Source organism: Pectobacterium aquaticum (genome assembly GCF_003382565.3).
GTDB classification, from domain to species: domain Bacteria; phylum Pseudomonadota; class Gammaproteobacteria; order Enterobacterales; family Enterobacteriaceae; genus Pectobacterium; species Pectobacterium aquaticum.
In genome coordinates, this window is sequence record NZ_CP086253.1 from 3,971,120 (window position 1) to 3,983,408 (window position 12,289).

12 protein-coding genes are annotated in these 12,289 nt (G+C 50.0%); 8 read left to right on the forward strand and 4 right to left on the reverse strand.

Annotation, left to right across the window (positions count from 1 at the left end; all coding sequences use genetic code 11):
- Nucleotides 1–64: 64 nt before the first annotated feature.
- Entirely contained in the window at nucleotides 65–1,978 is a 1,914-nt protein-coding gene (locus DMB82_RS18450; RefSeq protein WP_102116841.1) for an ABC transporter ATP-binding protein, read from the forward strand.
- A 61-nt stretch (nucleotides 1,979–2,039) separates the two neighbouring features.
- On the opposite strand, the gene DMB82_RS18455 is transcribed toward DMB82_RS18450, so the two are convergent.
- Nucleotides 2,040–2,642, reverse strand: a complete 603-nt coding sequence (locus tag DMB82_RS18455; RefSeq protein WP_102116842.1) for a LysE family translocator — start codon at nucleotides 2,640–2,642, stop codon at nucleotides 2,040–2,042.
- A 106-nt stretch (nucleotides 2,643–2,748) separates the two neighbouring features.
- On the opposite strand from DMB82_RS18455, the gene DMB82_RS18460 reads away from it, so the two are divergent.
- From DMB82_RS18460 to DMB82_RS18470, 3 genes are all read left to right on the forward strand, one after another.
- A complete protein-coding gene (locus tag DMB82_RS18460) occupies nucleotides 2,749–3,804 on the forward strand; it encodes a hydrolase (protein ID WP_116163597.1) in 1,056 nt (351 codons plus the stop codon).
- Nucleotides 3,801–4,037, forward strand: coding sequence for a YheU family protein (locus DMB82_RS18465; protein ID WP_116156470.1), 237 nt, complete (start codon nucleotides 3,801–3,803; stop codon nucleotides 4,035–4,037). The genes DMB82_RS18460 and DMB82_RS18465 overlap by 4 nt, the downstream gene beginning before the upstream one ends.
- Nucleotides 4,038–4,161: 124 nt before the next feature.
- Entirely contained in the window at nucleotides 4,162–5,031 is an 870-nt protein-coding gene (locus DMB82_RS18470; protein ID WP_116163595.1) for a phosphoribulokinase, read from the forward strand.
- A gap of 113 nt (nucleotides 5,032–5,144) precedes the next feature.
- On the opposite strand, the gene DMB82_RS18475 is transcribed toward DMB82_RS18470, so the two are convergent.
- A complete protein-coding gene (locus DMB82_RS18475; RefSeq protein WP_102116845.1) occupies nucleotides 5,145–5,552 on the reverse strand; it encodes an OsmC family protein in 408 nt (135 codons plus the stop codon).
- Nucleotides 5,553–5,927: 375 nt separating this feature from the next.
- Here DMB82_RS18475 and crp point away from each other — a divergent pair, with 375 nt between their 5' ends.
- Complete coding sequence (gene crp, locus DMB82_RS18480; RefSeq protein ID WP_004090925.1) at nucleotides 5,928–6,560, forward strand: cAMP-activated global transcriptional regulator CRP; 633 nt, start codon at nucleotides 5,928–5,930, stop codon at nucleotides 6,558–6,560.
- A gap of 102 nt (nucleotides 6,561–6,662) precedes the next feature.
- Here crp and argD read toward each other — a convergent pair whose 3' ends face one another.
- Nucleotides 6,663–7,883, reverse strand: coding sequence for a bifunctional acetylornithine/succinyldiaminopimelate transaminase (gene argD / locus DMB82_RS18485; RefSeq protein ID WP_102116846.1), 1,221 nt, complete (start codon nucleotides 7,881–7,883; stop codon nucleotides 6,663–6,665).
- A gap of 119 nt (nucleotides 7,884–8,002) precedes the next feature.
- Complete coding sequence (locus DMB82_RS18490; RefSeq protein ID WP_102116847.1) at nucleotides 8,003–8,578, reverse strand: aminodeoxychorismate synthase component II; 576 nt, start codon at nucleotides 8,576–8,578, stop codon at nucleotides 8,003–8,005.
- 769 nt (nucleotides 8,579–9,347) lie between these two features.
- On the opposite strand from DMB82_RS18490, the gene DMB82_RS18495 reads away from it, so the two are divergent.
- From DMB82_RS18495 to pelA, 3 genes are all read left to right on the forward strand, one after another.
- On the forward strand, nucleotides 9,348–9,707 hold the full coding sequence (locus DMB82_RS18495; protein ID WP_116163594.1) for a type II toxin-antitoxin system RelE/ParE family toxin: 360 nt from the start codon (nucleotides 9,348–9,350) through the stop codon (nucleotides 9,705–9,707).
- Nucleotides 9,691–10,014, forward strand: coding sequence for a helix-turn-helix domain-containing protein (locus DMB82_RS18500; RefSeq protein WP_116163592.1), 324 nt, complete (start codon nucleotides 9,691–9,693; stop codon nucleotides 10,012–10,014). Before DMB82_RS18495 ends, DMB82_RS18500 begins: the two co-directional genes overlap by 17 nt.
- Before the next feature lie 778 nt (nucleotides 10,015–10,792).
- Nucleotides 10,793–11,917, forward strand: coding sequence for a pectate lyase PelA (gene pelA / locus DMB82_RS18505; RefSeq protein ID WP_102116849.1), 1,125 nt, complete (start codon nucleotides 10,793–10,795; stop codon nucleotides 11,915–11,917).
- Nucleotides 11,918–12,289 lie beyond the last annotated feature (372 nt).

A 12,289-nucleotide genomic window follows, 5' to 3' on the forward strand; every position in this document is an offset into this window, starting at 1 on the left:
AAAACAGGACACCGCGTGTCCTGAGATGTCCATAATTTAACATACTCTGAACATACGGCGCTTTATGATTGTTTTCTCTTCGCTGCAAATTCGACGTGGTGTACGCGTTCTGATCGACAACGCGACAGCAACGGTTAATCCCGGCCAGAAAGTCGGTCTGGTTGGCAAAAACGGCTGTGGTAAATCTACGCTGCTGTCATTACTGAAAGGCGAAATCAGCGCCGACGGTGGCAGCGCAACCTTCCCGCAAAACTGGTCATTGGCGTGGGTCAATCAGGAAACGCCTGCGTTGGACAAACCCGCGCTGGACTACGTGATTGACGGCGACCGCGAGTTTCGCCAACTGGAAGCCGCGTTGCAGACCGCCAACGAAGAGAACGACGGTAACGCAATTGCCACGCTGCACGGTAAGTTGGATGCGATTCAGGCTTGGACGATTCAGGCCAGAGCATCAAGCCTGCTCAATGGGCTAGGATTTTCTCAGTCACAGCTACAACAGCCCGTCAGCGCCTTTTCCGGCGGCTGGCGGATGCGTCTGAATCTGGCACAGGCGTTAATCTGCCGTTCAGATCTGCTATTGCTGGATGAACCGACCAACCACCTCGATCTGGATGCCGTTATCTGGCTGGAAAAGTGGCTGAAAAACTACGCTGGCACGCTGGTCCTGATCTCGCATGACCGCGATTTCCTCGATCCGGTGGTGACCAAGATTCTGCACATCGAACAGCAGTCGCTCAACGAGTACACCGGTAACTACTCCTCGTTTGAACGCCAGCGCGCCACTCGTCTCGCACAGCAGCAATCGCTCTATGAGCATCAGCAGGAGCGCGTCGCGCATCTGCAACACTATATCGATCGCTTCCGCGCACAGGCGACCAAAGCAAAGCAGGCGCAAAGCCGGATAAAAATGCTGGAACGCATGGAGATGATTGCGCCGGCGCATGTCGACAACCCTTTCCGCTTCAGCTTTCGCGCTCCGGAATCGTTGCCCAATCCACTGATGAAGATGGAAAAGGTCAGCGCAGGCTACAACGACAAGCTGATTCTGGAATCCATCAAACTCAATTTAGTGCCAGGTTCCCGCATCGGGCTGCTCGGTCATAACGGCGCAGGCAAATCCACGCTAATCAAGCTGCTTGCTGGCACGCTCGCCCCACTGAAAGGGGAAATTGGGTTGGCGAAAGGCGTGAAACTCGGTTATTTCGCCCAGCACCAGTTAGAGTTTCTACGTGCGGATGAATCGCCTTTGCAGCATCTGGTGCGTCTGGCAGAGCGGGAAACGGAACAGCAACTGCGCGACTACCTCGGCGGCTTCGGTTTTCAGGGCGACAAAGTCACCGAGATCACCGAGCGCTTCTCCGGCGGCGAAAAGGCCCGTCTGGTGCTGGCGCTGATCGTCTGGCAACGCCCGAACCTCCTGCTGCTCGACGAACCAACCAACCACCTCGATCTGGATATGCGTCAGGCACTGACCGAAGCGTTAATCGATTTTGAAGGCGCGCTGGTTGTCGTCTCGCACGATCGACACCTGATCCGTTCTACCACCGACGATCTCTATCTGGTACACGACCAGAAAGTAGAACCGTTCGACGGTGATTTGGAAGACTACCAGCAGTGGCTGGTCGGCCTGCAACGTCAGGAAAATGCGGCTGATGAAATGCCAAAAGAAAATGCCGCCAACAGCGCGCAAGGTAGAAAAGATCAAAAACGCCGCGACGCCGAGTTGAGAACGCAAACGCAGCCGCTGCGCAAACAGATAACCAAGCTTGAACAGCAGATGGAAAAGCTGGGGGAAACGCTCGCAGCACTGGAAGCTCGACTGGCGGACAGCGCCATCTATGACATCAGCCGCAAAGCCGAACTCACCGACTGCCTGCAACAGCAAACCAAAGTCAAAATCGAGCTGGAAGAAACAGAACTGTCCTGGCTGGACGCACAGGAACAGCTAGAGCAGATGATGCAGAACGATTCGCTTTAAGATTTGTGTCCTGAAAGGCATAGCGAGCGGAAAGCCGCTCGCTATACTCGTGAACGAAGCCTTAATGCCAAATCAACAGCACGCAGGCGGCGGTCAGCAGCCCCATTGACACATTGAAGATAATCCACGCTTTCTTACTGCGCAGCAGTCGCCCAATCATCGTGCCGAACCCGAGCCAGATGACGCCGGACACCAGATTAACCAGCACAATCCCGATGCTTATGGCGATCACAGACTGGTTATAACCTTCCCCCGCCAGACTAAAGCTGGCAACGGCACCCAGCGCCATGAGCCACGCTTTCGGGTTCAGGAATTGCAGCAACCACCCTTGATAAAGCCGGATCGGCTGGGGCGGCGCAGCGGAGGTTTCCAGACGTTCGTAAGCCGCCGTGGCGATTTTCCACGCCAGCCAGAGCAGATAGGCGCTACCGAGGACTTTCAGGATAAAATGCAGCGAAGGGTAAATCAGAATCAACCCACCAACACCGAATGCCACCAGCAGCAAAATGCTCTGCATGCCCAGCATGATGCCAACCATCAGCCACAGTGAACGCATAAAGCCGAAATTCGCGCCCGAGGTGGTCAATAGCATATTATTTGGCCCCGGCGTGATGGCTGCTACCCACAAAAATCCCAACATCGAAAGAAATAAACTCAGTTCCATTATTTGTGGGCGCTCCTGACCCAAATGTCGTACCAACTGGCAGCATTGAAGCTAACAGTGTGATATTGATCGTACAAGAGTCGACAACAAGATTTCCATATCCTTTATGCATAATCACTTTCGTCCGCTGAGCGGCGCCCATAACCCACATCTGCAAACGCTATTGCCGCGTCTGATTCGCCGTCACGCACAGTTCTCGCCAGTCTGGCAGTCACTGGAATTACCGGACGGCGATTTCGTCGATCTGGCCTGGAGCGAAGCGCCCGAACAGGTGCGACACAAACCGCGCGTGGTGCTGTTTCACGGGCTGGAAGGCAGCTTTCACAGCCCTTACGCCCACGGTCTGCTACATGCCTGTAAGCAACGCGGCTGGCTGGCCGTCATCATGCATTTTCGCGGATGCAGCGGTAAACCCAACCGGATGAAGCGCATTTATCATTCTGGCGAAACCAGCGATGCCAGCTATTTTCTGCACTGGATGCAAGAGACGCTGGGCGATGCACCTACCGCCGCCATCGGCGTATCTCTCGGCGGTAACATGCTGGCCTACCTGCTCGCTCAGCAAGGCGAAGCCTGTTCCCTGTCCGCGGCCGTCATTGTTTCCGCGCCACTGATGCTCGAACCCTGTAGCCGCAGGATGGAACAAGGTTTCTCCCGCGTCTATCAGCATTACCTACTGCGCCTGCTGAAACAAAACGCCGGTCGCAAGCTGGCGGCTTATCCAGATACACTGCCGATTCAACTGCCGCAGTTGAGGCGAATCCGCCAGTTGCGAGAGTTTGATGACGTCATTACCTCACGCATCCACGGCTTCCGCGATGCGGCCGACTACTATCGACGTTGCAGCGCTCTGCCGCTGTTGCCTCAGATACGTAAACCGCTGCTCATCATCCATGCGAAGGACGATCCTTTCATGACGTCAGAGGTGATTCCCGATCTGTCGCAGTTACCGTCTAATATTGAGTATCAACTGACGGAACATGGTGGGCATGTCGGCTTCGTCGGAGGAACGTTGCTGAAACCGGAAATGTGGCTGGAACAGCGCATTCCCAACTGGCTTAGCCCATTTTTGGACCATGCCACCGATTCTTTTTCTTCAGGCACCGTTTTTACTCAGGCACCCTTTGAATCAGGAATTTTTTATTCAGGAGAGATCGCGTGATTATTCCCTGGCAACAGCTCGATCCAGAAACTCTGGATAGTATCATCGAATCTTTCGTCCTGCGGGAAGGCACCGATTACGGCGAACAGGAGCGATCGCTGGCGCAGAAAGTGGAAGATATCCGTAGCCAACTTCAGTCTGGCGAGGTGGTATTGGTGTGGTCTGAGTTACATGAAACCCTCAATATCATGCCGCGTAACCAGTTCAACGCCGGAGGACATGCCCCTTATTGAGCACGCCGAAAGTCGTGAAAGAACCCGTCAAACATGCTAACAATGATGATAATTACGTCTTTTGGGAGGATGCGCGCAGGCTTTCGGTCTATGCAGGCATCGCGATCACGGAGTCACGCACCTTATGTCACATCAGCATCCGATCATTGCGGTTACCGGCTCCAGCGGAGCGGGAACCACGACAACCAGTCTGGCCTTCCGTAAGATTTTCCAGCAGTTTGATCTGCGCGCAGCCCAGTTAGAAGGTGATAGCTTTCACCGCTATACCCGCCCGGAAATGGATATGGCGATTCGTAAAGCGCGTGATTCAGGACGCCACATCAGCTATTTCGGCCCAGAAGCGAATGATTTCAGCCTGCTGGAACAGTCGTTTATCGAATATGGCCTGCACGGGCGCGGTCAGACGCGTAAATACCTGCATACCTATGATGAAGCCATTCCCTATAATCAGGTTCCCGGAACGTTCACGCCGTGGGAACCAATGCCGGAACCCACCGACATCCTGTTCTATGAAGGATTGCACGGCGGCGTGGTCACTGAGCAAAACGACGTGGCACAGCATGTCGATTTACTCGTCGGCGTGGTGCCGATCGTCAACCTGGAATGGATTCAAAAGCTGATTCGTGACGTTAATGAGCGCGGCCACTCGCGTGAAGCGGTGATGGATTCCGTCGTCCGCTCAATAGAAGACTACATCACCTATATCACGCCACAGTTCTCTCGCACACACATCAACTTCCAGCGTGTGCCTACCGTGGACACCTCCAACCCGTTCGCCGCTAAATCGATTCCGTCACTGGACGAAAGCTTCGTCGTGATTCATTTTCAGGGATTGGATAATATTGATTATCCCTATTTGCTCGCCATGTTGCAGGGTTCATTTATTTCGCACATCAACACGCTGGTCGTTCCCGGCGGGAAGATGGGATTGGCGATGGAGTTAATCATGGCACCGCTGGTGCAACGGCTGATAGAAGGGAAAACCATCGAATAAGCATCGAGATACGCGGTGCGACCACAGGGGTGAGGCCTCCCTACGTCAACCTCCCCCTGTGTTTCCCCTAATAACAGGTTTAAGTGACCAGAATGAGTGCCCAGAGAAAGAGATTATTCCAGCACTCTAATTTCATGGCTGTGCGTCACCTCAACGGCTTTGCCCAGCATCAGTGCCACAGAGCAGTATTTTTCCGCCGACAGGGCGACGGCTCGCTCGACAGCGTTGTCGGTCAACCCTTTTCCCGTCACGATAAAATGCAGATTGATGTGGGTAAATAAACGCGGTGCGTCAGACCGACGCTCTGACGTTAATTTCACTTCACAATCCGCTACATCGTTGCGGCCTTTTTGCAGAATCGATACCACATCAATCGCGCTGCATCCCCCTACAGACATCAACACCATTTCCATCGGACTGGGCGCTTTATCACCGGAATTGCCGTCCATCACTATCTGATGCCCTGATGCAGATTCGCCCAAAAACGTTAAGCCTTCAACCCATTTTACCCGTGCCTGCATGATGCCTCTCCACTAAAAATTTTTTGAAAATTTATACCGTTACTGTACAAAAACCAGCGTTAATCAGCGCTTTGTCATGCTGAAGCGAGACAACACAAGACACGTCCTTCAAGCTGTGTTAAAACGAAAACAGAATAGACCTTTTCTGGACAAACCCAGAAACGAAGAAGATGATGGCCTGGCCAGACAGACCCCAGCCACGTTTACGGTGCGGCAAGGCAGCAACCGGAAAATCAAGGGTACAGTGGTTTCAGTATATTCCCTGACGTCATTCTGCCTAGACTGAATTTTATTTTTTTAGCAGTAAAACACGCCGTACAGGGAACTCTGACCCCTGTAATTTGCGCAGTGAATTACAACAGAGGATGATAGCGAATGGTTCTCGGCAAACCGCAAACAGATCCAACTCTCGAATGGTTCCTTTCCCATTGTCATATTCACAAGTATCCATCGAAGAGCACGCTGATTCACCAAGGTGAAAAAGCAGAAACGCTTTACTACATCGTGAAAGGCTCTGTCGCAGTGCTAATCAAAGATGAAGAAGGCAAGGAAATGATTCTCTCCTACCTCAATCAGGGCGATTTTATCGGCGAGCTCGGCCTGTTTGAAGAAGGTCAAGAACGTAGCGCTTGGGTTCGGGCAAAAACCGCCTGTGAAGTGGCCGAAATTTCCTATAAAAAATTCCGCCAGCTCATCCAGGTTAACCCAGATATCCTCATGCGTCTGTCTGCACAAATGGCAAGCAGACTTCAGGTGACCTCTGAGAAGGTCGGCAACCTCGCCTTCCTTGATGTGACCGGCCGTATTGCTCAAACCCTACTCAACCTGGCCAAACAACCTGATGCTATGACGCATCCAGATGGCATGCAAATTAAAATTACCCGTCAGGAAATTGGGCAAATCGTTGGCTGCTCGCGTGAAACCGTGGGTCGTATTCTGAAAATGTTAGAAGACCAGAACCTGATCTCTGCACACGGTAAAACGATTGTCGTTTACGGCACTCGCTAACCCCCTGTCGCGGTACCCTACCAATAAAAAAGCGTGAAGCCTCGGCCTCACGCTTTTTTATTACATTGATCTTGTCAATGCGCACTCGGTTCGTTGCGTTAGCTAGCCGCTAACGACCTGCGCGACGGCTTTAGCAAATTTTGCCATCCCCTGCGCAATATCCTCTTCATCAATGATCAAAGATGGCACAAAGCGGATTACGTTCGGCCCAGCCATCAGCACCATAAGCCCCTGAGCCGTTGCCGCAGCCAGAAACTCGCCCGCACGACCGTGCCATTGCGGTTTCAGTTCAGCCCCCAGTAACAGCCCCATACCGCGGATCTGTTTGAATACATCGTACTGCTGATTGATTTTCTCAAGCTCACTGACAAAGCGATCGTGACGATCCGCTACACCTGATAGCACGTCCGGCGTATTGATAATATCCAGCGCGGCTTCCGCCACTGCACAGGCCAACGGGTTGCCGCCATAGGTGGTACCGTGTACGCCAACCGTCATGGCCGATGCGATCTCTTCCGTCGTCAGCATTGCGCTAATCGGGAACCCACCGCCCAGCGCCTTAGCCGTTGTGAGAATATCAGGTGTGATGCCATAGTGCATGTAGCTGAATAATTTACCAGTACGCCCCATCCCGCTCTGCACTTCATCAAATACCAGCAGCGCCTTGTGCCGATCGCACAGATCGCGAACGCCTTGTAAAAACTCAGGCGTCGCAGGTGTAATCCCGCCCTCGCCCTGAATCGGCTCCAGCACGACCGCACAAGTGTGATCGTCCATCACCGCTTTAACAGCGGCCAGATCGTTGAAGGGAACATGAACAATATCGGCAGGCTTCGGCCCGAAACCATCGGCATATTTAGGCTGTCCGCCGACTGAGACGGTGAACAGCGTCCGACCATGGAATGCATTGTAGAAGGCGATGATCTTGGTTTTATAAGGACTATGGCGTTTAACCGCATAGTGACGCGCCAGCTTAAAGGCAGCTTCATTGGCCTCAGCACCGGAGTTAACAAAAAACACACGGTCGGCAAACGTAGCATCAATCAATTTACTGGCAAGACGTAGCGCAGGCTCATTAGTGAAAATATTGCTGGTGTGCCACAGCTTTTCACCCTGCTGCTGCAACGCGTTCACCAATGCAGGATGACAGTGACCCAGCGCTGTAACCGCAATACCGCCGGAGAAATCGATATACTCGCGGCCATCCTGATCCCAGACGCGGCTCCCTTTACCTTTCACGGGTACAAACTTCGCGGGTGCATAAACTGGCAAAATCACTTTATCGTGAGTATCCCGTGTCACTGCTTTCTGCTCTGCTGCCATTTGCTGCCTCACTCTGCTGTCCATCATATCGGAATGAAAATATAGTCAATAAATATGCATAAAAAATCAATTTCAGGCAATATTAAATCGGCTACTGAGGAGAATAACTTTCTATATAGCTAAATTTTAAGGAAATTATCCAAAAGCTGATGCCCTTGCTGGCTAAGAATGCTCTCTGGGTGAAACTGCACCCCTTCCAGCGGCAATGCGCGATGGCGAATCCCCATAATCTCATCACGCGTTCCTTCATGTTCGCTCCAGGCCGTAACTTCAAAGCAATCGGGTAGCGAGGCGGAATCAATAATGAGTGAATGATAACGGGTGACCGTCAACGGCTGTGCCAGCCCCGCGAAAACTCCCGTATCGCTATGCGCAATCGCTGAGGTTTTGCCATGCATGACCTGTCGTGCCCGCACCACGCGCGCGCCGAACGCCTGCCCCATCGCCTGATGCCCAAGACACACGCCCAAAATAGGCAATTTATTGGCAAAGTGACGGATTGCAGCCAGTGAAATGCCCGCCTCGTCCGGCGTACAAGGACCCGGTGAAATAACCAATCGCTCAGGCGCAAGCTGTTCAATCTCACGCAGCGTCAGTTCATCATTACGCTTCACCACAACCTGTGCACCAAGCTCACAAAAGTATTGGTAAAGGTTGTAGGTAAAGGAGTCGTAGTTATCGATAATTAGCAGCATATTTAACTTAACTTATTGATAAATAATAAACATGTTATTTAATTTTTCTGTCCATACCCGCATTAATACCCGCAATTTTTTTCTATACATGCTTATGGGATAAAGCGAGAAAGGCCATTGTACCCGTCTCCAGCATGAAAGGGGTGTGTCAGATGTATGACACAGCAGTTGAGGTGCATGTCTCATGGGGATAATGGGGCCTTCGGCTGCGGCGTCACTTTCATCCGTTGATACGGAAAAAGTGACGCCGGTGCAGACGCAAATCATTGATGACGAGTAGCGCAATAACGCGAACTTACGAGGATAAGCGCTGTTTAAGCCGCTGATGAAGTGAAATCACCACAACGATAAACGTTGCAGCTACGGCCAGTCTCCTACGGTATGGAAGCCGCTCTCTGACTGGGTATAGTGAGCCCACGGCAATGTTGGGCTTGAAGTAAAGTAGTCAAAAGGAACCTGCATCACCACGTTCGCAACGGCGTTCAAGCTACTCGGTGATATCTGCTTTCAAAGGCTGTCAGATTTACTACACGCAACTGAGCGTGTTTTCCCTTGCAGGCTACGGAAGTGTTTGTGGTCGCCCGAAGGCGTTTCTCACAGGTCACTCGTATCATCCCGATACTGGAAACATTGGTGGCTGTCATCGACAGCAGGGGTTCACGGTCAAAAATACGACAAAGTTTTGTAGACTTCAAGCGCTTTGACTCTGCCAGAAAAGGGAGTAATCTAGCACTAAGTGCTATAGTTAAGGTTACAGGATGTCGGCCTGATGCGTGTATTCAAAACCAAATGGTTTACTAAGGCGGCTAAATACCACTCCATCAAGGATAGCGAGTTATGTGAAGCTATTGAGGCGGTGATGCAAGGGAAAGCTGACGATCTCGGCGGCGGCGTTTATAAAAAGCGGCTGAACCAGAATCGCGATCGCGCCATCATATTAGCGAAAGGTGGACAGCACTGGTTTTACACTTTCCTATTTGCCAAGCAGGATATGGCAAATATCGATAATAGCGAACTGGCCGGGTTCCGCGAGTTGGCGAAGCACTACGCAACCCTTGCCGATGAAAAAATTACGGCACTGATTAAGAGTAAAGAACTGGTGGAGATTTGCCATGACCGCAAAAAGTAAATTCAAGAGTCCTGCATTTGAGGCTATCCATAGCGCGGCTTCTGGATTATTCAGTGTCGACGCTATTCCACAGGAAACCATGCGCAACTTTGACAAAGCGTGTCTCAACAACGTGGACGATCTTCAACCCATTGAGATTAAGGCACTGCGTGAAAAGCTGAACGTAAGTCAGCCGGTTTTCGCCCGTTACCTGAACACCAGTGTTTCGACAGTGCAGAAATGGGAAAGCGGCGCAAAACGCCCTAACGGGTTATCGCTGAAACTGCTTACCGTGGTGCAGAAGCATGGGTTGAAGGTGTTGGTTTGATTTATCGGAAGGGTTATTTTGGGAGATAGACTGGTGGTTGGCGGATTCAACTCCGAAGTGCAACGGTTCTGACGAACGTCAGTAACATCAATTCTAATGCGATCACCGTGGTTCGATAGCCACCATAACGATTCAGTGCCTGCATGAAATCCGCATCAGGTACCCCCCCTCGTTACCATCAAAGACAAAGGGGTCGCTCTCGCTGTTTAAGAAATTAGCATGGTAATAATTTCATTGATCATAAATCATTTATTTCATCAGCAAACCTCTTTATTAATAGGCCTTATTTATTATCCCAATTCACAGTAAACGATTACATTGAAATTATTTTTAACAAAAAAACAGCAACTAAAAATCGCCTATGAATTAATTCAGTTTTTTAAAAAGGAGAAAAACCAAGGACGTCATGTCTAAAATGAGATTTTTTGACGGAGATCACAATTACTAAAAAAGAGAATAAACCATACATGTAAAATGGATAAAAAAATAAAGAATCCAGATTGAAAAAACAACGATAAAAAACATAACACAATGAATAAAAAGGTTTTAAATAGAAATTAGTTTCTATTTAAAAATAATAAACACAAATCCTCTCAGCGGTCCTCTGTTATTTAATATATATATTTAACGCCCCATCTTGTATTATTTATTTTTTCTGTTAACACTTAGCTTGGCCTATAGACAAACCTTAATTTCATTTTTGTTGAAACTGCCTTTTATTACACAGGGTGTGTAGTGATCAATACCCAAAAAATTCTATGTCAAGGAGAGTACATACATGAAATACCTACTGCCTTCTGCAGCCGCTGGGCTGTTGCTGCTTGCTGCCCAACCGACAATGGCCGCAAATACGGGGGGTTATGCCACCACTGACGGCGGCGACGTTTCCGGTGCTGTGAAAAAAACCGCACGCTCTCTGCAAGAGATCGTCGATATCATTGAGGCCGCAAAAAAGGACTCAAGCGGTAAAGCGGTCAAAGGTGGCGCCTACCCGCTCGTTATTACTTATAACGGTAATGAAGATGCGCTAATCAAGGCCGCTGAAGCTAACATCTGCGGCCAATGGAGCAAAGATCCGCGCGGTGTAGAAATCAAAGAGTTCACCAAAGGGATCACTATCCTCGGTACCAACGGTTCTTCCGCTAACTTCGGCATCTGGATGGTTAACTCTTCCAACGTTGTCGTGCGTAACATGCGCTTCGGCTATATGCCTGGCGGTGCAAAAGATGGCGATGCCATCCGTATTGATAACACGCCAAACGTTTGGATCGATCACAACGAGATCTTCGCCAAAAACTTCGAATGCGACGGTACACCAGACAACGACACCACCTTTGAATCAGCGGTTGATATCAAGAAAGCCTCAACCAACGTCACCGTGTCGTACAACTATATCCATGGCGTGAAAAAGGTAGGGTTGAGCGGTTCAAGCAACACGGATACTGGTCGTAACCTGACTTACCATCACAATATTTACAGCGATGTTAACTCACGTCTGCCGCTGCAACGTGGTGGTCAAGTGCATGCTTATAACAACCTGTATGACGGTATCAAAAGTTCAGGCTTTAACGTCCGTCAGAAAGGGATCGCACTGATCGAAAGTAACTGGTTCGAAAATGCACTCAACCCAGTGACCGCACGTAACGACGATTCCAACTTCGGTACCTGGGAACTCCGTAACAACAACATTGCCAGCCCATCTGATTTTGCTAAATACAACATCACCTGGGGTAAACCTTCTACACCGCATATCAATGCGGATGACTGGAAAAGCACTGGCAAGTTCCCAGCTGTCCCGTATAGCTACTCTCCAGTTTCTGCACAGTGCGTGAAGGATAAACTGGCGAGCTATGCCGGCGTAGGTAAAAACCTGGCGGTACTGACAGCAGCTAACTGCAAATAAACGCGATCAGGCTTTCCCTGTCGAATCAAGACAGGAAGCAATAAGCCTAGATATCCCGCGGCCGTGACTCTTCACACAGAAGCATGGTTCTACCCAAGCGAGCGCTAAAAGCTCGCTTTTTTTTATGGAGCCTACGCATGAGAGTGGATAGGTATTCCTAAATAACATGCACAAATTAAATATCAGGCTAATTATTAATTATGTAAATTAATAGCTTGATTTATTAATGGAGCAAAAAATTCTTTAATTAAGAATTAATCGATATAAATAACAACAGTCCATCAACACGCGATTAATTAATAATTTGATCAGCATCAACTATTTCTGACTCCATCTTCTCAATGAGGGGATTTTACTTATTTATTGATGTCG

Excerpts from the sequence above, each read along its gene's own strand:
- DMB82_RS18475 (WP_102116845.1), bottom strand. The coding sequence starts at position 5,552 with ATGCAGGCACGGGTAAAATGGGTTGAAGGCTTAACGTTTTTGGGCGAA.
- DMB82_RS18470 (WP_116163595.1), top strand. The coding sequence starts at position 4,162 with ATGTCACATCAGCATCCGATCATTGCGGTTACCGGCTCCAGCGGAGCG.
- DMB82_RS18490 (WP_102116847.1), bottom strand. The coding sequence starts at position 8,578 with ATGCTGCTAATTATCGATAACTACGACTCCTTTACCTACAACCTTTAC.
- DMB82_RS18500 (WP_116163592.1), top strand. The coding sequence starts at position 9,691 with ATGACCGCAAAAAGTAAATTCAAGAGTCCTGCATTTGAGGCTATCCAT.
- DMB82_RS18495 (WP_116163594.1), top strand. The coding sequence starts at position 9,348 with ATGCGTGTATTCAAAACCAAATGGTTTACTAAGGCGGCTAAATACCAC.
- DMB82_RS18460 (WP_116163597.1), top strand. The coding sequence starts at position 2,749 with ATGCATAATCACTTTCGTCCGCTGAGCGGCGCCCATAACCCACATCTG.
- crp (WP_004090925.1), top strand. The coding sequence starts at position 5,928 with ATGGTTCTCGGCAAACCGCAAACAGATCCAACTCTCGAATGGTTCCTT.
- pelA (WP_102116849.1), top strand. The coding sequence starts at position 10,793 with ATGAAATACCTACTGCCTTCTGCAGCCGCTGGGCTGTTGCTGCTTGCT.
- DMB82_RS18450 (WP_102116841.1), top strand. The coding sequence starts at position 65 with ATGATTGTTTTCTCTTCGCTGCAAATTCGACGTGGTGTACGCGTTCTG.
- DMB82_RS18455 (WP_102116842.1), bottom strand. The coding sequence starts at position 2,642 with ATGGAACTGAGTTTATTTCTTTCGATGTTGGGATTTTTGTGGGTAGCA.
- argD (WP_102116846.1), bottom strand. The coding sequence starts at position 7,883 with ATGGCAGCAGAGCAGAAAGCAGTGACACGGGATACTCACGATAAAGTG.